This is a genomic window from Devosia sp., from assembly GCF_028290625.1.
Taxonomy (GTDB): domain Bacteria; phylum Pseudomonadota; class Alphaproteobacteria; order Rhizobiales; family Devosiaceae; genus Devosia.
The window spans coordinates 35,165-58,577 of record NZ_JAQGJM010000019.1 but is presented as its reverse complement, the minus strand read 5'-3'; the positions used below and the strand labels follow the sequence as shown (position 1 = coordinate 58,577).

Genomic DNA, 23,413 nt, shown 5'->3' with positions numbered 1-23,413 from the left:
CACCACGCATCCCCCAACCACTGGCCTTCCCGCGGGCTTGACCCGCGGGGCTCTCGCCACACCCACAAAGTCTAGCGAGCGCTGATAGTGGCCCGCGGGTCAAGCCCGCGGGAAGGACAGAGGTTGGGGAAGCACCGGAGACAGTGACCCAAAACGCCAAAAACCGGCCCCAAGGGACCGGCTTTAGCGTGCTTTGGAGGCAAACCCTTGGGAGCGATGCAGCGCTCTGTCGGGGCGGGTAAACTAGTTGGCTTCCTGGCCGGGCTTGCGGCGGTTGAGGAAGCGGGGGCGCCGGTTGGCATCGGCGGCCATCTTGCGGCGGGAAGCGGAAGCGCCGAGCGCCACGCCGTCGACCTGCTGCGAATAGGGCATATAGGCACCGTCGCCGGCCTTGATGAACAGGGGCAGACGCAGCTTGCGGCCCCAGTTCTGCCATTCGGCGACGACGTTGTGATTGCCGATTTCTTCGAACACGCGATAATTCAGTTCGCTATCGCCATGCACCAGTTCGATCGAGGACGTCAGCACGCCCTCCTCCGAAATGGCGGTGGATACCGCTACGCCGATGAACTCATCGACCGGGACCTTGATCTTGATGGCCACGCCGCTCTTTTCGAGCTGCTTGCGCACCGTCACGGTCTTGACCGGCTCTTTGGGTCCATTGTCATTGGCCGCCATGAAGCGCTTGTCGATCACTGCCGGCTTGCCAAATGCCAGTACGACCGAGCCGCCTTCCATTCCTACGCCATGAACCATTTTCGTATGCCTTCCTGTCAACTTCGAGAACTTGTCGGCGCTCTCTTTCGTGGGGTCACCATAGCGCGTCCCCTTACCTGCCCCCTTAATCGGTTCGGTTAAGTTTATGTTGTTTTCCGAGAGGGTTAGCAGGGTATAACCAGGTGTAGGAAGCAATTAACCGGGTCTTTTGCGGGGGCATTAACCAGCAAATTTCCGCCACGTTGAAGCTATCGTGCGCTATCTGTTTGAAGATACTGGACGCAGACCCAACAGGGTGTTGATCGCCACCGCGCGCGCCGCCCTTGTCCAAAGCCCGGCCACCGCCTAAAAGCCACGGCGATGACCAAGCCGCCCACTTCCGCAAAAGAAGATCTTGAACTGCTCCGCTCCTGTGCGGTGGCGGCGGGGATCATCGCGAGCAGCTATTTTCGGCGCGAACTGAAGACCTGGACCAAGGAAAATGCCTCGCCGGTGAGCGAAGCCGACATCGTGGTGGACCGTTATCTGGCCGCAGCGCTGCTAGCCGCGCGGCCCGATTATGGTTGGCTCAGCGAAGAGACCGTCGACAATCCCTCCCGCCTGTCCTGCACGCGCGTGTTCGTGGTCGACCCGATTGACGGCACGCGCGGCTTCATCAATGGCGAGGATAGCTGGACGGTGTGCCTCGCGGTGGTGGAAAACGGCGTGCCGATCGCGGGCGTCGTTTTCGCGCCGGCACGCAATGAGATGTATGACGCGGTCAAGGGTGGCGGCGCACGGCTCAATGCCGAGCCGCTGGTGCGGCGGCGACGGGCCGGATCGGCACCGTTGATTCCGGCGCCGGGCGCGGTGCATCAGGAAATGCAGGCGGCGGGTCTGGATTATGTGCGCGGCCCCGCCTATCCGTCGCTGGCCTATCGGCTCGTGCAGGTGGCGACGGGCAAGATCGATGCGGCGGTATCGCGGCGCGGCTCGCAGGATTGGGATATCGCGGCGGCGGCGCTGATCCTGGACGAGGCCGGCATCAACTTTTCCGACGTGTGCACCGGGTTCCCCGTTTTCAACAAACGTGATGTGCGCCACGGTGCGCTTGCGGCGCTCGGCGACATGAGCCTACAACCTTTGGTGCATGCGGCGCTGATCAAGGTCTACGGCTGCCCTTCGGAAACCCCGCTATCGCAGCCTGTGACAACTTAAGGACGGACGGCAGAATGGCCACTGACTCACCCAAACAATTGCTCCATCTCGTGATCGGCGGCGAGCTGTCGAGCATCGAGGGCGTGACCTTTTCGGACTTGAGCGCCGTCGATATCGTGGGGCTGTATCCCAATTATGCCACCGCTTATACGGCGTGGAAGCAGAAGGCGCAGATGACCGTGGACAGCGCCCAGACGCGGTATTTTATCGTGCATCTGCACCGGTTGCTGGAGCCGGAGACGGATAAGGCATAGGGGGAACAGGCATCTCCCCGCGCCTACCCTTTCTGCTCTTCCCGCGGACTTGATCCGCGGGCCTCTCGCCATTCGTGCGAGGTTGAGAGTGGCCCGCGGGTCAAGCACACGGGAAGGAAAGACAGTGGGTGTTGTGCATGGGGAAGGCCCCTCACCCGGCGCGAGGCGCCGACCTCTCCCCGGAGGGGCGAGGTGAAGGGGCATCTAGCCCTCCACCAGCGTCTCGATAATCGCATTCACCGCGCCGGGTTCGCCGATGCGCTCGCGGCCGATGCGGCCGAGGCGCATGCGTTCGGCTGGCTCCGATAGCAGCTTGCTTAACGCATCGCCGACCGCGTCGGCCTCGGCCGGCACCACAACGCGCGCATCGCCGAACAGCGTCTGTTCATCGCGAAACCGCGAGCGGCGGTCGCGCGGGTTGAGGAAGGTGATGGCGGGAATGCCCAGCCCAAGTGCCTGAACGGTGGCGGTGCCGGCTTGCGACAGCACCAGGTCGGATTGTTCCAGGAGGTTCCCCATCGCGCCGCCCCGCGCCATGTGGACGGTCAGCTTGCCATCGGACAGCTCGCCCAGATCGTCGGGTTCGGCGCTGAGCGTGGCGGAACGGCGGAGGCCGGCGGCCTTGGCCAGGTCTTCGACCTTGACCCCGCCCGCAATGGCAAGGAACACGTCGGGGCGCAGCGACGCATCCAGCTTGCGCAGTGCTTCCACCTGCAGGGCGAAGCTTTCCGAGGTCAGCGCCCGGCTGCCGGGCAGCAGTGTCACCGCGAAGGAGTGCTTGCGGCGCTGTGCGGCGTCGTAATTGCCGTGTGGAATGGTATCCATCATGACATTGCCAGCGCAACGCGCGTTGACGCCGATGGCGGTCAGAGACGAGGCCAGATTGTCGGAGCGGCAGAACACGGCCTTGCAGCTCTGCTTGATGGCCCAGCGCTCCAGCGCGGAATAGAGGCGGGCCGCGCCGGTCTTGTAGACGTCGAGATAATAGAGATCGCGGTAGCCGGTGGCCCAGCAGGCCAGCACGCCGACCATGTCGCCGATGATCACTACGCGGTCGTAGCTACCGCGCACGCGACGCAGGAACTGCAGGGCCGGTGGCACGGTGCGCAGGCCTCCGGTCGCGATATCGCGCCGCAGCGAGCCTTTGACGTTGCGCCAGCCTTCCGACGCCAGCGTGGCGCGCGGGCCCACCACCGGGCAGGCGCCCGTATAGGCATTGCCGGCACCAATCATCGGATAGGCCTCGATAGACACGGTGTCGGGCATTTGGCGCACGATGGCCGCCGCGATCGCATCCTCGCCATGACCGTTGGAAATGAATAGATAACGGAGACGGCTGGACGCTACAGCCACCGCCTCAGTTCCCGCGGCCGAAGCGTTCGAGCGCCTCATTGGCAACCACCGCGTCGGCATAGGCCTCCTGGCGGTCGACGCTCCAATAGAACAATTCATCGAGCGGAATGGTCTTGCCGGTGATAGCGCAGCGCACGAAGGTGCCTGGCTTGATCACCACGTAGTCGCCATCCAGGTAGCGGATCACCGCTTCAGCGGGGGTGAACCCTTTATCGAAAATGTTCATCGCACAAATCCTTGCTGGCACTCGATATAGCGCTCAATGCTGCGCGTCAAAAGAGGCTTTCCTGCGGATCGTTATCAGTTGCCTGCCGTGGCTTTTTCCTGGGCGCTACATGGGCGCCGGTGACCAGCACGGGCACGGTCTCGTCATTGGCGAACCGGATGGTCAGGGGGTCGCCGGCTTCGAGTCCCTGCTTGGAACGAACCAATTGCCCCTGCCCGTCAGTGACGATGGCGAAGCCGCGCGCTAGCACGCTCTCATAGCCCACCGAAGCCAGTAGCTTGCCGGCTTGGTCGAGGGCGGAACGGCGTTGCACGAGGCTTGCGCTGAAGTTGGCCAGGAGGCGGGCGGCCAGTGGAGCCAGTTGGGTTTGCGAATGGCGGAGTTCGGCCCTGAGGGCATTGGGTGAGAGTTTGGGGCCGATGGCGGCCAGCGACGACGACTTGCGCTCGACCAGCCGCTTGGCGGATGGCAGCAGGCGATCGGCGCGTGGATCGAAGGTCAGGCGAGCGCGGTCGACGGTCTTGCGCAGGCCGGTTTCGGAGCGACCGGAGAGATTTGCGAGGCGTTGCGCCAAGTCCTGACTGCGCTGGCGCAGGACCTGCGGGCCGAGGCGCGGCTCGATGCGGGAAAACTGCACGCGCTGGCGCTGCACGGAGTGGCGCAGGCCGCTCAGGAGGTTGGTGGCGGCGTGATCGAGGCGTTGACGCTGCGTGGCGACGAGGTCGGCAGGACGGGGTAGTCCGGCCACCGCGGCGCGGAGGCGATCGCGGGCGCTAGCGGAGATGCGGCGCGCGGCCTGGCGTTGGCGGGAGCCGAGATCATCGACGTAGCCGACCAGTTCGGCGCGCACCGGCACCGCGGCTTCGGCGGCGGCGGTGGGGGTGGGCGCGCGCATGTCGGCGGCGTAGTCGATCAGCGTGGTATCGGTTTCGTGGCCCACGGCCGAAATGATCGGAATGCCGCTGGCGGCGACGGCGCGGACCACGGCTTCCTCGTTGAAGCCCCAGAGGTCTTCGATGGAGCCGCCGCCGCGGGCGACGATCAGCAAGTCGGGGCGCGGAATAGGGCCATTGGGAAGCAGCGCGTTAAAACCCTCGATGGCGTTGACCACCTCGGGGGCGCAGGTATCGCCCTGCACGCGGACCGGCCACACCAGCACATGGCTGGGAAAACGGTCCGCCAGGCGATGCAGGATATCGCGGATCACCGCACCGGTCGGCGACGTGATGACACCGATGACGCGCGGCAGATAGGGGATTTCGCGCTTGCGTTCACGGTCGAACAGACCTTCGGCCAGCAGTTTCTTGCGGCGTTCCTCGAGCAGCGCCATCAGCGCACCGGCGCCGGCCGGCTCGATATTGTCGATGACGATCTGGTATTTGGACGAGCGCGGGAAGGTCGTCAGCCGCCCGGTGGCGATGACTTCCAGTCCTTCTTCGGGCTTGAAGGCGAGGCGCGCCCAATTGCCCTTCCATACCACCGCGTCCATCGACGCGTTCTCGTCTTTCAGCGTGAAATAGGCATGGCCGGACGAATGCTGCCCGCGAAATCCGGAGATCTCGCCGCGCACCCGCACATAGCCGAACTCTTCCTCGACCGTGCGTTTGACCGCCTGGGCAATCTCGGAAACGGTATATTCGGTGGCGTTGGTCAGGGTTTCGGCCATGGTGTTCTGGTGCGCCATCGAGGCGGATGCGTCAAGAGTTGGGTCACCTTCGCATTCGGCTCTTGCTCCCCCTCTCCCCTTGTGGGAGAGGGTGCCCGAAGGGCGGGTGAGGGGTAGCTTTGGCCATCGCAACCCGCTCATCCGGCGCTACGCGCCACCTTCTCCCACAAGGGGAGAAGGGTGACGACTGAGAACACGGAGACTGCCATGCGCGTTCTAGTGATCGGTTCGGGCGGCCGCGAGCATGCTTTGGCGTGGAAAATCGCGCAGTCGCCGCTGCTGACCAAGCTGTTCATCGCGCCGGGCAATGGTGGCACCGGGTCGGTGGCCGAGAACGTGGTCATGGACATTACCGACCACAAGGCCGTCACGGATTTCTGCAAGCTGATGGCGATCGACTTCGTCGTCGTGGGGCCGGATGCGCAGGTCGTCGCCGGCCTGGGCGATGATGTCCGCGCCGCTGGTTTCAAATGCTTCTGCCCATCCAAGGCGGCGGGCCAGTTGGAGGGCTCCAAGGGCTTTACCAAGGCTTTGTGCGATGAGATGGGCATTCCCACCGCCGCCTATGGACGCTTCGACAATGAAGCCGCGGCCCTCGCCTACCTCTATGTGCGAGGCGCACCAATCGTGATCAAGGCCGATGGCCTGGCCGCCGGCAAGGGCGTCACGGTGGCGATGAGCGTCGAGGAAGCGGAAGAGGCCATCATCGACTGCTTCTCTGGCGCCTTTGGGGCGTCGGGTGCCGAGGTGGTGATCGAGGAATTCATGGGGGGCGAGGAGGTCAGCCTGTTCGTGCTCTGCGATGGAGAAAATATCCTGCCGCTGACCACCGCACAGGACCACAAGCGCGCCTTCGACGGCGATACCGGACCCAATACCGGCGGCATGGGCGCCTACTCCCCTGCCCCGGTGATGACGCGGGAAATCTACGAGCAGACGCTGGCCCAGGTTATCGAACCGACCGTGCGGGGTCTTGCCGCGCGCGGCACGCCCTATCAAGGGGTGCTTTATGCCGGGCTGATGCTGACGGCGGATGGTCCGAAGCTGGTGGAATACAATGCCCGGTTCGGTGATCCCGAAACCCAGGTCATGATGATGCGGCTGCAATCGGACCTACTGCAATTGCTGCTGTGGACCGCGACAGGCGATCTCAAAGGCCGCAGCGTGGCGTGGACAGATCAATTCGCCCTGACCGTCATCCTCGCCACCAAGGGCTATCCCGGCCCTTACACCAACGGCTCAGAAATCAAGGGTGCCGATGGCCTCGATACTTCGACAATACAAGTCTTTCATGCGGGAACGCGGCGCGAAGGTGCGCGTTTACTAGCTCACGGCGGGCGCGTGTTGAATGTCACCGCGTTGGGCGCCGATGTGCAGGAAGCGCAAAACCGTGCTTACTCGGCCGTGGAACAGATTGATTGGCCACAGGGTTTTTGCCGCCGAGACATCGGCTGGCGCGAAATCGCCCGCAACGGCGTCTGAACCCTTCGTAAACCTCGCGGGCCTACCCTATCTATCAACTGTCTTTGACCAGACATCGGACGAGCGTCCATCCACCCCGCTGCAACAGCGCGGCCAGGCGCTGATCGACCGCCTCCGGTCCAAGGGCAAGGAGCGGGACATGGCAAGTACGGTTTCAGGTCCACGAATTGGCGTGGCTCTCGGCGGCGGCTCGGCGCGCGGGCTCACGCACATTCCCTATATCGAGGCAATGGACGAGCTGGGTCTCAAGCCCAGCGTGATTTCGGGCACCTCGATCGGTGCGCTGATCGGCGCCGGCTGGGCCTCAGGCATGAGCGGCGCGGAACTGCGCGAGCATTCCTACAACGTGCTGGGCACGATGCGCATTATCGCCAGCAAGCTGTGGGCGACGCAATTGCGCGGCATCGGCGGCATCCTCAAGAACGGCATTTCGATGCAGCTCGACGCCACCAGCATTGTGGACGCCTTTACGCCGCCAGGCTTCCCAGACGAGTTCAAGGATCTCAAGATCCCGCTCTATGTGGTGGCGACCGATTTCCAATCCTGGCACCAGGTGGTGTTCAGCTCGGGCCATCTGCGTCCCGCCATTGCCGGCTCGATCGCCATTCCGAGCTTGTTCAAGCCCGTCACCTATGCCAATCATATCCTGGTGGATGGCGGCGTGGTCAATCCGCTGCCGCTCGACCAGGCCGACATCGATACCGATTTCCTGATCGGCATCGATGTCAATGGCGACCCATCCGAAGGCATCACCAAGACCGACCACAAGGCGCTCGACCTGTGGTTCGGCTCGGCGCAGATCATGATGCATTCGCTGACCGCGCACATGATGGCCGCCTATCCGCCCGACATGTATATCCGCCCCCACGTCGCCTCGTTCGGCGCCATGGAATTTTGGCGCGTCAAGGAAATCGTCGGCCACGCCGAGAAGGAAAAAGACCGCTTCAAGCGCATCCTCGACGCCAAGATCGAGGCCTGGATGGCGGACCAGCAGAAGGTCAAGGTCGGGTAGTCTGCCCGTCTGCAGGTTGAAACTCCATTGCATTGCAGTATTGCTAGCCAGCTCAACCTGGAGCGCAATCGATGGCCGATCCCCATACATTTCACAAGCCGCAGTCCTCCTATAGCAAGGATGACCTGCTGAGCTCGGCCCGTGGCGGCGATTTCGGGCCGGGCAATGCGCAATTGCCATCGCCGCCGATGCTGATGATGGACCGGATTGTGGAAATCAGCATGGACGGCGGCGAGCATGGCAAGGGGCACGTCGTGGCCGAGCTGGATATTTCTCCCGAGCTCTGGTTTTTCGACTGCCATTTTGCCGGCGATCCCGTCATGCCGGGATGCCTGGGGCTCGACGCGATGTGGCAGATTGTCGGCTATTGGCTGGGATGGTCGGGCTCGCCCGGAAAGGGACGCGCGATCGGGGTCGGGGAAGTGCGATTCCGGGGCGACATCACGCCTAAAACCAAGCTCGTCCGGTATGAGGTCGACATGCACCGCGTCAAACGGGGGGCGCTGACTCTCGGCATGGCAGATGGCCGCGTCATCGCCGATGGCAAGGTCATCTACACGGCCAAGGATATGAAAGTGGGCCTGATCAGGCCGGCGGAATAGAGGCCATCAGGCCGGCATGGCGGTGAGGAAGTCCTCCACCGCCGCAGCCAGGCGCCACGCCTTAGTTGCCGCGGCGGGACTGGAAAAATAACCGCAGCAATGTCGCCGATCGCTCGGCGCTGAGGCCACCGACGACCTCAGGGGCGTGGTGGCAAGTGGGCTGTTCGAACAGCCTTATGCCGTTCTCGACGGCCCCGGCCTTGATATCCTCGGCGCCGAAATACAGCCGCCGCAGCCGGACATGGGCGATGGCGCCGGCGCACATGGCGCAGGGCTCCAGCGTTACGTAGAGATCGCAGCCATCAAGACGGCCGGTGCCTCGCTTGGCGAGCGCGGCGCGGATGACCAGCATTTCAGCATGCGCCGTGGGGTCGTTGAGCGCCTTCATGCGATTGCGCTCGGCGGCGAGTACCACACCATTTTCGACCACCACCGCCCCCACTGGCGCCTCGCCGTCGGCCGCCGCTTGTTCGGCAAGCGCCAAAGCGAGGTCCATTGGGGTGAGCGGCATGGTCATGGCTGGATCAGGCGGCGGGAACAACCTGCGGATCGACGTCGGCGGTGTAATCGACCCCGCCCAGGCCGAAGCCGAATAGCTTGAGGAATTCCTCGCGATATTTTGGCAGGTCGGCAAGCGCAGGCAGGGTTTCGGTGGTGAGCTCGGCCCAGCGCTTCTTGAGCTCGGCCTGCACGGTTGGGGACAGTTCCCAATCGTCGACGCGGATGCGGGCGGCCTCGTCGAGCGCGATATCCTGCAATTTCACCCTGAACAGGCGGTCGATCTGCTCGATGGTGCCTTCGCCAATGCCCATTTCGTCCATGACCTTGATGAGCAGGGTCCCATATAGAGGAACGACCGGGATGGCGGAGCTGGCCTGCGTCACCACAGCCTTGAGCGCCACCACATGGGCGGCCTGATCACCGAACTGCGCGCGAATGGCGGCGGCAGCCCGATCGAGGTCGGCTTTGGCCTTGCCCAGGGTGCCTTTGTGGTAGATCGGCCAGGTCAATTCACTGCCGAGATAGGTATAGTTGAGCGACTGGAAGCCATCGGCGAGAACACCGGCTTGCGACAATGCCTTGATCCAGAGTTCCCAGTCTTCGCCGCCCATGACCTTGACGGTGGACGCGGCTTCTTCCTCGGTCGCGGGCTCGACCGAAATTTCGGACACTTCGCCGGTGCCGGTATTGAGCGTCTTGGAGGTTACGGCGCTGCCGTACGGCTTGATGGCCGAGCGATAGGTAACGCCGTCCACCGGATCGGTACGGACCGGGGAGGCAACCGAATAGACGATGAGGTCGACCTGGCCGAGATTGGCCTTGATGGCCTCGACGACCTCGGCCTTGATGGCATCGGAAAAGGCGTCGCCTTCCACGGTGATGGCGACGCGGCCGGCGGCTTTTGCGCGCTGTTCGAAGGCACGGTTATTGTACCAGCCGGCGCTGGCGGTCTTGTTTTCGGCGGGTGGGCGCTCGAACGACACGCCGACGGTGTCGGCATCGCTGCCAAAGGTGGTGACGATGCGCGAGGCCAGCCCGTAGCCCGTGGAGCAGCCGAGCACCAGCACGCGCTTGCGACCCGAGGGGATCGCGCCCTTGACGACCACATGGTCGATCTGGCGCTGGACATTGGTGGCGCAACCGACCGGGTGAGCGGTGGTGCAGATGAAACCGCGAATCTTGGGTTCGATGATCAAGGCAGCGCTCCGGAATAAATCTGGGACCGCACATAGCAGACAGGCGGGCGCCTGTCACACCGGTGCAGTTGCGGCGGTGTGCAATCGTGCGAACCGGGTCGGAAACCGCGCTGGCATCGCCTATATTGGGGCCAAGGAGAATCGCCCTTGCCCATCCGTCAACTGCCCGAAGACCTGATCAACCGCATCGCTGCCGGCGAGGTGGTGGAGCGCCCGGCCAGCGTGGTCAAGGAACTGGTCGAGAATGCCATCGATGCCGGGGCTGCCCGGATCGTCGTCACCACGGCCATGGGCGGCAAAGGGCTGATGCGTATCGAGGACGATGGCCATGGCATGGATGGCGCCGATCTGCTGCTGTCGGTGGAGCGCCACGCCACCTCCAAGCTCAGCGCCGACGATCTCGACGATATCCGCACGCTGGGATTTCGTGGCGAAGCGCTGGCCTCGATAGGGTCGGTGGCGGAACTGAGCATTGCCTCGCGCAGCATGGATGCGGAAAGCGGGCTGCGGATTGAGGTGCGGAGCGGTGTTCGGCATGGGCCGGTGCCGCAGGCTATGAACCGGGGGACCATTGTCGAGGTGAAGAACCTGTTCGCCAATATTCCGGCACGGCTCAAGTTTCTGAAAACCGACCGGGCCGAGGCTGGCGCCATCACCGATGTGGTCAAGCGGCTGGCGATGGCCAACCCGGGCGTGCATTTCGTGCTCAACGGCAGCGATCGCAGCCCCGCCAACTGGCCTGCGGTCAATGGTGCGGGGGCGCTGGAGGCGCGGCTATCGCAGGTGATCGGCGATGATTTCGCCCAGAACGCGGTGCAGCTGGCGACGGCGCGGCACGGTGTCGTCGTGGCGGGGCTGGCGGGCCTGCCGACCTATACGCGGGCCAATTCGCTATCGCAGTTCTATTTCGTCAACGGCCGCTCGGTGCGCGACAAGGTGCTCGTCGGGGCCGTGCGGGCGGCCTATGCGGACTATACGTTCCGTGACCGGTTTCCGGTGATCGCGCTTTATCTGGCGGTCGATCCGGGGGAGGTCGATGTGAACGTGCACCCGGCCAAGGCGGAGTTGCGGTTTCGCGATGCCGGGGCGGTGCGCGGCGCAGTGATCCGGGCGGTCGGCGAAGCTCTGGCGGCGGCGGGGTTCAAGGCTTCGAGCAGCGTGGCCGAGGATGTGCTGGGGGCGTTCACGGCGCCGGATTATTCGAGCGCTCCGGCGGCCACCAGCCCGTCGAGGGACTATCGCTGGAGCGATCCGGTGTCCCCCAATAGCGGCTACGAACGGGTGGTCGGCACGGGCCATAGCAATCCATTCTCGCCGGGGTACGGTGCTCAATCTGGCCTGTCGGGCTTTACCGAACCGAGCGCACGGGTCGAAATGTCCGATGTTGGCCCGGAGCTGATGGAGTTCCCGCTCGGCACCGCGCGGGCGCAGATGTTCGACAATTTCATCATCGCCCAGAATGGCGAGGGCCTGCTGCTGGTCGATCAGCACGCGGCTCACGAGCGGCTGGTCTATGAGCGGTTCAAGGCCCAGCTTGCCTCTGGCCCGGTCGCGAGCCAGGCGCAACTCATTCCGGTGATCATCGAATTGCCCGAAGAAGACTGCGCCCGCCTCGAAGAGGCAGCCCCCGAGCTGGAACGCTTCGGGCTGTACCTCGAACGCTTCGGCCCCCGCGCCGTCGCGGTGCGCGAGACCCCTGCCCTATTGGGCCAGACCGATATTTCGGGGCTGGTGCGCGACGTCGCCGATGGCCTGGCCGAATGGGAGACCAGTTCGGCCCTGCAGGATCGCATGGACGCCATCATCGGCCGCATGGCCTGCCACGGTTCGGTACGCTCGGGGCGGCGGCTGCGGGTGGACGAGATGAACGCGTTGTTGCGCGACATGGAGGCGACCCCCCATTCCGGGCAATGCATCCATGGGCGGCCAACTTATGTGGAGCTCAAGAAGCGGGATATCGAACGGTTGTTCGGGCGGAGTCGCTAGTCCCAAGCTCTCAGCCTATTGCGCGATAGTGGCAAGTCTAGACAGTACGTCCTCAATGATAAAATCGGGAACTTTCTCCCCGGTCGCCCGCCCCTTGCGCGCGATGATATCAATGGCCGCAATCTGATCGACCTGGATCACTCCGGTCACGCCTGTGCCGGCTCCAGATAAATTGACGGCAAAACCCCTCATCCGCGAAGAATTACCGACCGTGGTTATAGGACAGACCAGTGGAACGCCCCCTTTGTTGAAGGCCCGTGGCGAGATGATCAGCACGTAGTGCGGCCCTTTTTGTTCGCGTCCGGCCGCTGGAGATAGATCGCAATGCCAAATTTCTCCTCGCTCCATGCCTAGAGCAGTTCCCGGCCGACAGGCCCGGCGTCGATCCAGGCGCGCTCCTCCTCGCTGTAGGGCAAACTGAAATCGCACTCCGCCAAAAGCTCATCAAGTTTGTACTTGGGTCGAACAGGCGTGGCTGCTTGCAGGACCAGCGTATCGTCAACCACCGTGATGGTGACCTCCTGACCTGCAGTCAGTTGCAACGCATCGCGCGCACGGGCGGGCACTGTCATAATCAGCGAACCACCCGCCTTCTTGAGCCTCGTGCGCACGGCAGGTAAGTTCGTCGAGGGGCGGTCGTCAGCGCGTTTCAACGGTGTTGTGGCCATAATCCGCACCTCTATATGTCAAACATTTGTATAACATACAGAGGTGCGTTCCCACAAGGACCTACTGGAACACGCTCGCGCCGCGATCCGCCACACCCACTAGGCTCCTGAACCCGGCAAACAGCTCCCGACCCATGCCGTAGTGCTGGGGGCGAAGGTCTTCGGTGGCCGGGGTGCGGGAGAGGAGTTCCTTTTCGTCGCCGAGGAAGGTCAGCGTGCCTTCATTGGCGTCGAGGCGGATCATGTCGCCGTCGCGCAGCTTGCTGATGGGGCCACCATCGACGGCTTCGGGGGTCATGTGGATGGCGGCGGGCACTTTGCCCGAAGCGCCGGACATGCGGCCGTCAGTGAGCAGCGCGACCTTGAAGCCACGGTCCTGCAGCACGCCCAGCGCCGGAGTGAGCTTGTGCAGCTCGGGCATGCCGATGGCGCGAGGGCCGGAGAAGCGGACCACAGCGATCATATCGCCATTCAGTTCGCCGGCCTTGAAGGCGGCCTGCAGGCCTTCCTGGCCGTGGAAGACACGAGCGGGGGCTTCGATGACGCGATGCTCTGGCTTGACGGCCGAGACCTTGATCACCGAGCGGCCCAGATTGCCGGACAGCAGCTTGAGGCCGCCCGAAGTCTGGAACGGGGTGGCGACGCCCGTCAAAACCTTGGGCAAAGCCGATTCCTTGGGCGAGGCTTCGAAGGTCAGTTTTTCTTCGATGAGCTTGGCTTCCACGGCATAGCCGGAGAGGCCATTGCCCCAGACTGTTTTGACGTCCTCGTGCAGATGCCCGCTGGCGAGAAGTTCCTGGATCAGGAAGCCCATGCCGCCGGCGGCATGGAAATGGTTCACGTCGGCGACGCCGTTGGGGTAGACGCGGGCCAGCAGCGGCGTGGCGTCGCTGAGGTCGCTCATGTCGTCCCAGGTGACGTGCAGGCCAGCGGCGGCCGCGATGGCGATCAGGTGCATGGTGTGATTGGTCGAGCCGCCGGTGGCGTGCAGGCCAACGAGGCCATTGACGATGGACTTTTCATCGATGACGTGACCGACGGGGGTGTAGTCATTGCCCTGGGCGGTCAGCGAAAGGGCGCGCTTGGTCGCCTCTTTGGTCAGGGCATCGCGCAATGGGGTACCGGGATTGACGAAGCTGGCACCCGGCAGGTGCAGGCCCATGATTTCCATCAGCATCTGGTTGGAATTGGCGGTGCCGTAGAAAGTGCAGGTGCCGGCAGAGTGGTACGACTTGGATTCGGCCTCGAGCAGCTCGGCGCGGCCAACCTTGCCCTCCATGTAGAGCTGGCGGATCTTGCTCTTTTCGTCGTTCGGCATGCCCGAGGGCATGGGGCCGGCGGGAACGAAGACGGCGGGGAGATGGCCGAAGGTCAGCGCGCCAATCAAGAGCCCGGGGACGATCTTGTCGCAAATGCCGAGATAGACGGCGGCGTCGAACATGTTGTGGCTGAGCGAGATCGCGGTGGCCATGGCGATGACGTCGCGGCTGAACAGGGACAGGTCCATGCCGGGCATGCCCTGGGTGACGCCATCGCACATGGCAGGCACGCCACCGGCAACCTGGGCTGTGGCGCCGATGGCACGGGCGGCTTCCTTGATGATATCGGGATAGAACTGGTACGGCTGATGGGCCGACAGCATGTCGTTATAGGACGTGACGATGCCCAGGTTCAGGGTCTTGCTGCCTGCCAAAGCGGCCTTTTCGGAGGGCGTGCAGGCAGCAAAAGCGTGGGCAAGATTGCCGCAGCTCAGGGTCGAGCGATAAACGCCGGCCTCCTTGGCGGCGTCGAGGCGATTGAGGTAGTCGCGGCGGGTATCGCGGCTGCGGGCGGCAATACGATCAGTGACATCCTGGATGGCTTGGCGAACAGACATTTTAGCTCCTTGGTGGAGCCTTAAGTGGCCGAAGCGGTCGATTGGGGACCGCGACGGGGACTACGGGCACCAGTAGACGGTTACAGTCTGGCCGGAGCGCAAGACGGCACGGATGGGCATGTCCTCTACGGGACCTTCACTCAATGCCGTGTCGAGAACGACGGCCTTTTCTTCCCCTTCGATGTGAAGGTAGAGCCCATCCGTGCTCAACAAATACGGAAGGGTGAGGGTGATGCGCGACTCGCCGGCGCCGGGGGCGTGGATGGCGAGTGCGGGACCGGGGGCGGACAGCGCTTGCGTCAGCGTGTCGCCGCCGGGAAAGAACGACGCGGTATGGCCATCGCTGCCCATGCCGAGCACCACCGCGGCGAAGGGTCGCGGCAGGTTGGCGAGCGAGGCATTGGTCTTGGCGACCAGCTCGGGCGTCGGCTCGTCGCCGCCCGAATAGAGCGGCAGGAACCGCGCGATTGCTGCCGGACCCTGCAACATGCGCTCATTGACCAGCAGCGCATTGGAGCGATTGCTCATCTCATCGACCCAGCGCTCGTCGACGAGGGTGACGATGACCTTGGACCAATCGATGTCCTTGGTCTTGCCCAGAGCCTGGAAGAAACGGCCCGGTGTCGAGCCGCCGCTGACCGCAATGGACGCCGTGCCGCGCTCCGCGATGGCCGTCCGGATACGGTCGGCAACCGCCTCGGCCAATTCCTTGGCCAGGGTCGGCTTATCGGCAAAGCTGCGGCGTTCGATGCTCATCTAGTTTTCGCCTTCATACCAGGTGCGGCCGTCGCGCTCGATCAGGGCGATCGAGCCGGTCGGGCCCCAGGTCCCAGCTGTGTAGGACTGCGTCGGCTCGGAGGAATTGTCCCAGGCCTCGCGGATCGGATCGACCCATTTCCAGGCCGCTTCCAGCTCGTCACGGCGCATGAACAGGGTCTGGTTGCCGCGGATCACGTCGAGCAGCAGGCGCTCATAGGCTTCAGGCGTGCGCTCGCTGAAAGTCTGGGCAAAGCTCAGGTTCAACGGCACTTCGCGCAGGCGCATGCCGCCCGGGCCCGGATCCTTGATCATCATCATCATCTTGACGCCCTCGTCGGGCTGCAGGCGGATGATAAGCTTGTTGGCCTTGGGCGCGCCTTCGGCATGGTCGAAGATCGAATGCGGGATGGAGCGGAACTGGATGCAGATTTCCGAAACGCGGCTGGCCATGCGCTTGCCGGTGCGCAGGTAGAACGGCACGCCGGCCCAGCGCCAGTTTTCGATTTCGGCCTTGAGGGCAACGAAGGTCTCGGTGCGGCTGCCCTTCTTGGCTTCGGGCAGCTCATCCTGGTAACCGGCGACCGAAGTGGTCTCGGACTTCACGCCGCGATACTGGCCGCGCACGGTCATGCGGGCGACGTCGCCATTGACGATGGGCTTGAGCGAGCGCAGCACCTTGAGCTTTTCGTCGCGCAACGCATTGGCGTCGTCCGAAGCCGGCGGCTCCATGGCGACAAGGCACAGCAGCTGCAACATGTGGTTCTGGATCATGTCACGCAGGGCGCCGGATTCGTCGTAATAGCCGCGCGTGCCGGCGCCGACCGACTCGGCCACGGTGAGCTGGACGTGGTCGATATGGGCCGAATTCCAGATCGGCTCGAACAGCGTGTTGGCGAAGCGCAGCGCCAATAGGTTCTGCACCGTCTCTTTGCCGAGATAGTGGTCGATGCGGTAGACCTGATCTTCCTTGAAGATCTTGGAGACGCCGTCGTTGATTTCCATCGACGAGGCAAGATCGTGGCCGAGCGGCTTTTCGATCACCACGCGGGCGTCGCGGCGGTAATATTTCTTCTTGCTGAGGTATTCGGCGATCGGCTCGAACAGGTCGGGCGCGACGGCGAGGTAGAAGGCACGGACGATCTTGGGATCGTCGCGCAGCGCCTTGCCCAGGTCGGTCCACTTGGTTGGATCGCTGACATCGTTGGCAACGTAGGAGAATATGGTGACGAAGCGGTCGATGATCGCGGCGTCCTGGTATTCCTTTTCCACGAATTCGGTGACCGCATCGCGGGCCAGCTTCTGGAAATCGGCATCGCTGAGCTTGGAGCGCGAGACGCCGATAATGTGCGACTGCTCGTCGAACTGGCCATCCTTGAAGCGATGATACAGCGCCGGGATAAGCTTGCGCTTGGTCAAGTCGCCAGTGGCGCCGAACACCACATAATCGAAAGGCTGGACCGGAATGATACGGCTGGACACGAGGCTAAGTCCTTCTTTGGGCAGGCTTTTAAGCGAAATTTTGTTTGGCGAGAATGACGGCGCCGTGCAGCGGTTCATAGAGCGGCAGGGCGACGAAGGCGCCGTAGCGCTGTTGCAGTAGTGGGAACAGGCGTTGGCCGAAGCCACCAACGATGGCCATGACCTTGGCGTCGCGCGCCTTGAACCAATTGGCGTAATTGTCGATGTAGCCCAGTTGCAAATCCATCAACTGGCGGGCGATCGGGTCGCCCTTTTCGAAATAGTCGATGAACATTGGCATCAGCGCGCCGTAATCGGCGGGATTGCGCTCGTCCTTGAACGACCAATCCATGATGGCGTCGTTATCGCCCATCTGCGCGACGACGGCCTTGGTCAGTTCCGAGCCGGGCACCAGGCCATCCTCGGCCTCCACGGTGATGCGCACCAGTTCGCGGCCCAAAATGGCGCCGGACATCTGATCGCCCACGGGGAAGCCCCAGCCGCCGACCTGAAAACGTTGGCCGCCTACAATGGCGAGACCGGCCGAACCGGTGCCGACGATGATGACAGCGCCATCGCCGCCACCCAGTGCGCCCGCATGGGCAATATCGATATCGTCGTAAACCTTGACGGCGGCGAACGGCCAGGGCCGCGCGGCAAATTCGTCGCGCGCCGAAATCAGGCGGGCGCCGGCCATGCCGAAACACGCATAGGTATCGGCCATCTGCGCGGCGTCGATACCGGCTTTGGCGAACACTTCCTGCGTGCCCATCGAGATCGCCTGATAGGCGGGGTTACCATCGTCGATCTGCAGATTCGAGCGGCCATTCCTGACCTCGGCGAGGGTGTTCAGGTTCTCGTCGGCAAGGCGGACGCGGCAATTGGTGCCGCCGCCGTCAACGCCAAGATAGTATCTGGGCACGCGGGCGCCTCCGTCTCTATGCCAAGAGTTTATTGGGTCGGTTCGGCGCGGACCATAATGCGAAAGATGCTAAGACGAAAGTACAATAAGCGCCTGTTGGGCGCGACCAAAGCCACAGTTTCGCATAGCTTGTCTACGGGCCATGGCGGGCGAACGCAACCGGCTGACGGCTCACGCTTTTAATCATCGATACCGTTGCGGGACGGAAGGGGTTGAACATGACACGACATCTGCTGGTGCTGGGCGGGGCACGGTCGGGCAAAACGGCTTTTGCCGAGCGCCTGGCGATGCACGAGGGTCAAAAGCCGGCCTATCTGGCGACAGCCACGGCGCTGGATGGAGAAATGCGCGAACGAGTCGAAAGCCACCAGCGCGGCCGCGCCGGGCGATTCGCCACGATCGAAGAGCCACTGGCGCTGTCGGACGCGATCATCAGGACCTCCAAGCAGCACGACGTGATTCTGGTCGACTGCCTGACGCTATGGATCACCAATATGCTGATGGCGGGCGAGGAAGTCGCTGGAGCGGTCGAGCAATTGGCCGAGACGCTGGGGCAGGTCCAGCAGACCAAGATCGTGCTGGTCAGCAATGAGGTCGGGCTGGGCATCGTGCCGGATAATGCCATGGCGCGCACGTTTCGCGATCTGGCGGGATCGGCGCATCAGCGGCTGGCGGAGATTTGCGACGATGTCTATTTCGTTGTTGCTGGCCTGCCGATGGTGCTCAAGGGCGAGGCGCCGAGCATGGATACGCCGCGCCTGTACGAGGCCTAGGCCGCTGGGCATTACGCCAACCCATCCCGTCCCACCGGGTCATTCCCGCGTAGGCGGGAACCTCTGTTGGGGATCGGACAGAAGAAAACGGAGGTTCCCGCCTGCGCGGGAATGACTCCGCGAAACACACCGGTCGCGGCCAGGCTAGCCGGCCGCTGCCCAGATCAGCAGTGCCCCGATCACGCTGGCCACCAATGTCACATTGAGAGTGACGCGATAAAGCTGCAAGGCGCGCAAAATGTCGCTGCCGACGAGGTCGCGCTTGCCGGTGCCGAACGCGGGGAGATTGACCATTTCGCCGGCATAGCTGCGTGGGCCGCCAAGGGTGAAATCCAGGGCGCCGGCGAAAGCGGCTTCGGGCCAGCCGGAATTGGGCGAAGCATGTTTGCGCGCGTCGCGGCGGGCGGTAGCCCAGGCTTTGCCGGGACTAGCGTAGGGTGTGAAGAAGCAGGCAACCGTGATCAGCACGGCGGTGAGGCGCGCCGGGATCCAGTTGACCACATCATCGAGTCTGGCGGCGGCCCAGCCATAGTCGCGATACCGGTCATTGCGGTGGCCGATCATCGAATCAGCTGTGTTGATCGCCTTGTAGAGCGCAATGCCGGGCAGACCGAGCAGGACCAGCCAGAACAATGGGGCGATGACACCGTCCGAGGTGCTTTCGGCCAGGGTCTCGATGGCGGCTCGGGACACGCCGGCTTCATCGAGCGCCTGTGGATCGCGGCCGACGATGTGGCTGACGGCTTCGCGCCCAGCAGCGAGCGAGGTGCGCATGGCTTCGGCGACGGCGTGGACGGCGCGGCCGAGTTCCTTTTGGGCCAGGAAGGGTGTGGCGAGCAGGATTTCGACAACCCAACCGCCGGGAATGGCGCGGAACGCCTGCTGGACAAGGACTGAGGCAACCAGTGCTATGCCGAGCAGGATGGCGAGATTTACGACCCCGGCGGTGCGGCGTTCGTCAGCGGTCCGATAGGCGCTATTCGATCTTTGCTCGAGGTAGTCGATCAGCCAGCCGAACCACATGACCGGGTGGCCGATGATGGCAGTCAATTGGGCCGGATAACCAAAGATGCGTTCGATCAGCAAGGCGAGCGGGGGAATGAGAAATTGCATCAGGCGGTCCGAACCGGTTGAGCGAGCGCCAGGAGCGCGTCGAGATCAAGATGGGTTTCGAGGTGATTGGCAAGGGCATCGAGCGTGGCATCCACGCCGGCTTCGTAGTTGAGGCCCGCCGTGGCGGCGTTGCCGAGGAAGGCGCGGCGGAAGTCATCAGCGGCGAACAGGCCGTGCAGATAGGTGCCGGCGACGCGGCCATCGGGGCTGATGGCGCCTTCGGGCGCCGCGTCCACATAGGCAAAGGGATTGGCGCAGTCGGAGCCCTGGGTGACGCCCATATGCATGTGATAGCCGGCGATGGGCAGACCGGTGGCGGCGTGGGTGGCGTGTTCGACGCGGAGTTGTTTGACCGGGGTGAGGACGGTATCGAGATCGAGCAGGCCGAGGCCGGGGCTGGTGCCGGGCGCGCCTTCGATGCCGTCGGGATCGGCGATGGTTTTGCCGAGCATCTGATAACCGCCGCAGACGCCCAGCACCCTGCCCCCAGCGCGGTGATGGGCGAGAATGTCGATATCCCAACCATGCTGGCGCAGGGCGGCGAGGTCGGCGCGGGTGGCTTTTGAGCCGGGCAGAATGATGAGGTCGGCATTGCGCGGCAGCGCGTGGCCGGGCTCGATGATGATAACGGACACGCCGGGCTCGGCGCGGAGAGGATCGAGATCATCGAAATTGGCGATGCGCGGCAGGCGGGGGACGGCGATGGTGTATTGGCCGGTGCCGGCGCGCTGGGGGACGTCGAGGGCCATGACGTCTTCGGCGGGCAATTTGTGGGCATCGGCGAAATAGGGGATTGGGCCGAGGCATGGCACGCGGGTCCGTTCGGCGATGAAGGTCTTGCCGGCATCGAACAGGGTTGGATCGCCCTGGAATTTGTTGATGAGCGTGGCGACGATGAGGGCGGCATCGACGGGGTCGATGACCGCGAAGGTGCCGACCAAAGAGGCGATGACGCCACCGCGCTGAATATCGCCGATGACGATGACCGGGGCATTGACTGCCTGGGCGAAGCCGAAATTGGCAATGTCGTTGGCGCGCAGGTTGACCTCAGAGGCGCTGCCGGCGCCTTCAACGAGGATCAGGTCAGCGTCGGCGGCCAGTTCGGCATAGGCGGCGAGGACTTCGGGGAGCAGCACGGCGCGGCGGGCGAAATAATCGCGGGCCGACATCGAGGTGCGGCGTTGGCCACGCACCACGAGCTGGGCGCCGGTTTCCTGTTCGGGCTTGAGCAGGACCGGGTTCATCGCGGTCAGCGGCGGGCGTTTGGCGGCGCGGGCTTGCAGGGCCTGGGCGCGCCCGATTTCGCCGCCGTCTTCGGTCACGGCGGCATTGTTGGACATGTTTTGCGGCTTGAACGGCGCGACGCGGAGGCCACGATTGGTGAAGGCGCGGCACAGCCCGGCGACGAGCAGAGATTTGCCGACATCGGAGCCGGTGCCCATGAACATCAGGACGCGGGTCATGCCGCATCCACCACATGGGCGTAGGAGCCCATGACTCGGCCGATGACGGCGCCCATCGGTGGCAACGGCGCTTCGGTTGCGTCGGTGGCTTCGAATAGAGGCGGCAGGCGCGATTGCTTGACCGAAGAATAGTGAAATTCGTGGCCGTTGAGTAGCGTTGGCCACGGCAGCGCCGATTGCGTCAGGCGGCGGTAGCCCAGCGTACGCTTGGGACGGTCGATCTGGGTGATGACAGGCAGCAGCCCGGCCATTTCGTGCGGCATTCCGGATTTGTCGACCAGCACTTCACCGAGCACCATGAAGCCACCGCACTCGCCATAAATCAGCGCGCCACGATCACGGGCGGCAAGCAAGCCAGCTTTGAATGTCTCGGCGGCCGCAAGCGTAGCACCATGCAATTCTGGATAGCCGCCGGGCAGGAAGATGGCATCGACATCGGCCGCCGGCGCCTCGTTGGCGAGGGGGGAGAAGAAGGTGAGTTCGGCGCCCTGCCCGCACCAGCCATCGAGCAAGTGCGGATAGAGAAAAGCGAACGCCGCGTCGTGGGCGATGGCGATGCGCTGGCCCAGCGGCGGCAGCGGCGCCGGACTGTCTTGGGTCTCGGCGATGGGCGTGGCCAAAGCCTGCAGGCGATCGAGGTCGATATAGTCGCCGATGGCCTCTGCGGCAGCGGCGAGGAAGGGTTCAAACGTGTCGATATCGCCGGGGAGGACCAGGCCGAGATGGCGCTCGGGAATGACGAGGGCTGGGTCTCGCGGGATAGCGCCGAGGCAGGGTATTCCGGTGGGCCCCAGGGCATCGACCAGCATGCGCTCATGCTTGGTGGAGGCTACGCGGTTGAGGATGACCCCGGCAACACGGACCCCGACGCGCCAGTTGGCAAACCCAGCCACCAACGGGGCGACGGACTGGCTCTGTTTGTCTCCGTCGACCACCAGGATGACTGGTAGCTCCAGCAATTCGGCAAGGTCGGCGGTAGAGCCGGTGCCGTCCGCGGAGGCGTCGAACAGCCCCATGACGCCCTCGACGATCAGCAAGGCTTCGCCGGCCTGTTGGGCGGCGAGATGCTTCAGGCGGTGGGGCGACATCGACCAGGGATCGAGGTTGACCGCAGGGCGGCCGGCAGCACGGCCGAGAAAAGCCGGATCGATGTAGTCCGGCCCGGTCTTGGCGGGCGCGACGGCAACGCCGCGACGCCGCAGGGCGGCGAGCAGGCCAAGGGTGATGACGGTCTTGCCGGAGCCGGAGCGCGGCGCGGCGATAACGAGGCCTTTAGCCAAACCCATGCTCCCGCGCCTTGCCGATGTACCAATCAAGCGAGGATCGATACCCGCTCACAGGCCCGAGGACAATGACGGCGGGGGTCGGAACGTCATGCAGCAGATGCGCTTCACCCAATGTGGTCTCGATGATCGATTGCTGCGGCGTGGCGGCGTTGGAGATGATGGCCAGCCGATCGGCGCCGTCGCGCCCGGCGGCCAGCAACTTGTCGGCAATAGAGCCGAGATGCTTGACCGCCATGAACATGACGATCACCGGCGCCGCCTTGGCGACCGCGGCCCAATCCACAGCCTGCGGCACGGCCCCGCTATCGTCGTGGCCGGTGAGGAACAGCACGGCCTGGTTGGTGTCGCGGTGAGTAATGGGAATGCCCGCATAGGCCAGCCCGCCCAGGCCCGAGGAAATGCCGGGCACGATGCGGAATGGCACGCCGACGGCGGCCAGAGCACCAGCCTCCTCCCCGCCCCGACCGAACATGAACGGATCGCCGCCCTTGAGGCGGAGCACGCGCTTGCCGGCGCGAGCCAGATCGATCAGTTGCAGCGAGATATCGGCCTGCTTGGGTGACGGCTTGCCACCCCGCTTACCGGCGAAGACGAGCTTTGCGTCAGGGCGGGCCATGGCCAGCAATTGGGCGGGCACCAAGGCGTCGTGGACCACGACATCGGCCTGGCCGAGGGCGTAATAGCCCAGGAGCGTGACAAGACCAGGACCGCCCGGACCGGCGCCGACGAGCCAGACGCTGCCCGGGGCGAAGGGGGGGAAATCGGCATTGTCCAGCGCGGCGAAATGCCCAGGGCGGACGCGGGGCCGCTTGATCCAATCGAACATTATCGCACCCAAAAACGTTGCGACATGGGCCCCACGCGGGCACAGTCGAGCAGCGAGGCGAGGAGGCCGGGCGGCTG

General features: G+C 64.0%; 23 protein-coding genes. 7 read left to right on the top strand and 16 right to left on the bottom strand.

Annotation, left to right across the window (positions count from 1 at the left end):
• Window positions 1-243: 243 nt before the first annotated feature.
• Window positions 244-756, bottom strand: coding sequence for a DUF6101 family protein (locus tag JWR51_RS09775; RefSeq protein WP_299746830.1), 513 nt, complete (start codon window positions 754-756; stop codon window positions 244-246).
• 321 nt (window positions 757-1,077) lie between these two features.
• Between JWR51_RS09775 and JWR51_RS09770 the strand changes: the two genes are divergently transcribed.
• Both JWR51_RS09770 and JWR51_RS09765 read left to right on the top strand, forming a co-directional pair.
• On the top strand, window positions 1,078-1,914 hold the full coding sequence (locus JWR51_RS09770) for a 3'(2'),5'-bisphosphate nucleotidase CysQ (RefSeq protein WP_299746828.1): 837 nt from the start codon (window positions 1,078-1,080) through the stop codon (window positions 1,912-1,914).
• A 14-nt stretch (window positions 1,915-1,928) separates the two neighbouring features.
• The gene (locus tag JWR51_RS09765) at window positions 1,929-2,168 is read left to right on the top strand and encodes a DUF4170 domain-containing protein (RefSeq protein WP_299746826.1); all 240 of its coding nucleotides are present in this window, start codon (window positions 1,929-1,931) and stop codon (window positions 2,166-2,168) included.
• Between the two features lie 204 nt (window positions 2,169-2,372).
• Here JWR51_RS09765 and JWR51_RS09760 read toward each other — a convergent pair whose 3' ends face one another.
• Genes JWR51_RS09760 through xseA form a run of 3 tightly spaced genes read right to left on the bottom strand, consistent with a single transcriptional unit; the run spans window position 2,373 to window position 5,413 of the window.
• The gene (locus JWR51_RS09760) at window positions 2,373-3,521 is read right to left on the bottom strand and encodes a hypothetical protein (protein ID WP_299746824.1); all 1,149 of its coding nucleotides are present in this window, start codon (window positions 3,519-3,521) and stop codon (window positions 2,373-2,375) included.
• A gap of 4 nt (window positions 3,522-3,525) precedes the next feature.
• Window positions 3,526-3,747, bottom strand: a complete 222-nt coding sequence (locus tag JWR51_RS09755; protein ID WP_299746822.1) for a DUF2093 domain-containing protein — start codon at window positions 3,745-3,747, stop codon at window positions 3,526-3,528.
• Between the two features lie 46 nt (window positions 3,748-3,793).
• A complete protein-coding gene (gene xseA, locus JWR51_RS09750) occupies window positions 3,794-5,413 on the bottom strand; it encodes an exodeoxyribonuclease VII large subunit (protein ID WP_299746820.1) in 1,620 nt (539 codons plus the stop codon).
• Between the two features lie 207 nt (window positions 5,414-5,620).
• On the opposite strand from xseA, the gene purD reads away from it, so the two are divergent.
• The 3 genes from purD to fabA all read left to right on the top strand — a co-directional run bounded on the left by purD (window position 5,621) and on the right by fabA (window position 8,509).
• On the top strand, window positions 5,621-6,895 hold the full coding sequence (purD, locus tag JWR51_RS09745; RefSeq protein WP_299746817.1) for a phosphoribosylamine--glycine ligase: 1,275 nt from the start codon (window positions 5,621-5,623) through the stop codon (window positions 6,893-6,895).
• A gap of 139 nt (window positions 6,896-7,034) precedes the next feature.
• Window positions 7,035-7,907 (top strand): patatin-like phospholipase family protein, encoded by an 873-nt coding sequence (locus JWR51_RS09740; protein WP_299746814.1) that lies wholly within the window; start codon window positions 7,035-7,037, stop codon window positions 7,905-7,907.
• Between the two features lie 71 nt (window positions 7,908-7,978).
• The gene (fabA, locus tag JWR51_RS09735) at window positions 7,979-8,509 is read left to right on the top strand and encodes a bifunctional 3-hydroxydecanoyl-ACP dehydratase/trans-2-decenoyl-ACP isomerase (RefSeq protein ID WP_299746812.1); all 531 of its coding nucleotides are present in this window, start codon (window positions 7,979-7,981) and stop codon (window positions 8,507-8,509) included.
• Window positions 8,510-8,570: 61 nt separating this feature from the next.
• On the opposite strand, the gene JWR51_RS09730 is transcribed toward fabA, so the two are convergent.
• Both JWR51_RS09730 and fabV read right to left on the bottom strand, forming a co-directional pair.
• Window positions 8,571-9,026: a nucleoside deaminase gene (locus JWR51_RS09730; protein ID WP_299746810.1), complete on the bottom strand. Its 456-nt coding sequence runs from the start codon at window positions 9,024-9,026 to the stop codon at window positions 8,571-8,573.
• A 7-nt stretch (window positions 9,027-9,033) separates the two neighbouring features.
• Window positions 9,034-10,206, bottom strand: a complete 1,173-nt coding sequence (gene fabV, locus JWR51_RS09725) for an enoyl-ACP reductase FabV (RefSeq protein ID WP_299746808.1) — start codon at window positions 10,204-10,206, stop codon at window positions 9,034-9,036.
• A 147-nt stretch (window positions 10,207-10,353) separates the two neighbouring features.
• Between fabV and mutL the strand changes: the two genes are divergently transcribed.
• Complete coding sequence (gene mutL / locus JWR51_RS09720) at window positions 10,354-12,192, top strand: DNA mismatch repair endonuclease MutL (RefSeq protein ID WP_299746805.1); 1,839 nt, start codon at window positions 10,354-10,356, stop codon at window positions 12,190-12,192.
• A 15-nt stretch (window positions 12,193-12,207) separates the two neighbouring features.
• On the opposite strand, the gene JWR51_RS09715 is transcribed toward mutL, so the two are convergent.
• The 6 genes from JWR51_RS09715 to JWR51_RS09690 form a co-directional block, all read right to left on the bottom strand.
• Window positions 12,208-12,540, bottom strand: coding sequence for a type II toxin-antitoxin system PemK/MazF family toxin (locus tag JWR51_RS09715; protein ID WP_299746802.1), 333 nt, complete (start codon window positions 12,538-12,540; stop codon window positions 12,208-12,210).
• A gap of 2 nt (window positions 12,541-12,542) precedes the next feature.
• Window positions 12,543-12,860, bottom strand: a complete 318-nt coding sequence (locus JWR51_RS09710; RefSeq protein ID WP_299746800.1) for an AbrB/MazE/SpoVT family DNA-binding domain-containing protein — start codon at window positions 12,858-12,860, stop codon at window positions 12,543-12,545.
• 61 nt (window positions 12,861-12,921) lie between these two features.
• On the bottom strand, window positions 12,922-14,736 hold the full coding sequence (gene edd, locus JWR51_RS09705; protein WP_299746798.1) for a phosphogluconate dehydratase: 1,815 nt from the start codon (window positions 14,734-14,736) through the stop codon (window positions 12,922-12,924).
• A 60-nt stretch (window positions 14,737-14,796) separates the two neighbouring features.
• A complete protein-coding gene (gene pgl / locus JWR51_RS09700; protein ID WP_299746796.1) occupies window positions 14,797-15,492 on the bottom strand; it encodes a 6-phosphogluconolactonase in 696 nt (231 codons plus the stop codon).
• On the bottom strand, window positions 15,493-16,974 hold the full coding sequence (gene zwf, locus JWR51_RS09695) for a glucose-6-phosphate dehydrogenase (protein ID WP_299746794.1): 1,482 nt from the start codon (window positions 16,972-16,974) through the stop codon (window positions 15,493-15,495). It abuts the gene before it with no gap.
• Window positions 16,975-17,002: 28 nt separating this feature from the next.
• Complete coding sequence (locus tag JWR51_RS09690) at window positions 17,003-17,875, bottom strand: BadF/BadG/BcrA/BcrD ATPase family protein (protein ID WP_299746791.1); 873 nt, start codon at window positions 17,873-17,875, stop codon at window positions 17,003-17,005.
• Window positions 17,876-18,093: 218 nt separating this feature from the next.
• Between JWR51_RS09690 and cobU the strand changes: the two genes are divergently transcribed.
• The gene (gene cobU, locus JWR51_RS09685; protein ID WP_299746789.1) at window positions 18,094-18,648 is read left to right on the top strand and encodes a bifunctional adenosylcobinamide kinase/adenosylcobinamide-phosphate guanylyltransferase; all 555 of its coding nucleotides are present in this window, start codon (window positions 18,094-18,096) and stop codon (window positions 18,646-18,648) included.
• Window positions 18,649-18,792: 144 nt separating this feature from the next.
• Here cobU and cbiB read toward each other — a convergent pair whose 3' ends face one another.
• Genes cbiB through cobA form a run of 4 tightly spaced genes read right to left on the bottom strand, consistent with a single transcriptional unit; the run spans window position 18,793 to window position 23,336 of the window.
• Window positions 18,793-19,761: an adenosylcobinamide-phosphate synthase CbiB gene (gene cbiB, locus JWR51_RS09680; protein ID WP_299746786.1), complete on the bottom strand. Its 969-nt coding sequence runs from the start codon at window positions 19,759-19,761 to the stop codon at window positions 18,793-18,795.
• On the bottom strand, window positions 19,761-21,224 hold the full coding sequence (locus JWR51_RS09675; protein WP_299746784.1) for a cobyric acid synthase: 1,464 nt from the start codon (window positions 21,222-21,224) through the stop codon (window positions 19,761-19,763). The genes cbiB and JWR51_RS09675 overlap by 1 nt, the downstream gene beginning before the upstream one ends.
• Window positions 21,221-22,510: a cobyrinate a,c-diamide synthase gene (locus JWR51_RS09670; RefSeq protein ID WP_299746781.1), complete on the bottom strand. Its 1,290-nt coding sequence runs from the start codon at window positions 22,508-22,510 to the stop codon at window positions 21,221-21,223. Before JWR51_RS09670 ends, JWR51_RS09675 begins: the two co-directional genes overlap by 4 nt.
• Window positions 22,497-23,336 (bottom strand): uroporphyrinogen-III C-methyltransferase, encoded by an 840-nt coding sequence (cobA, locus tag JWR51_RS09665; RefSeq protein ID WP_299746778.1) that lies wholly within the window; start codon window positions 23,334-23,336, stop codon window positions 22,497-22,499. The genes JWR51_RS09670 and cobA overlap by 14 nt, the downstream gene beginning before the upstream one ends.
• Between the last annotated feature and the right edge of the window lie 77 nt (window positions 23,337-23,413).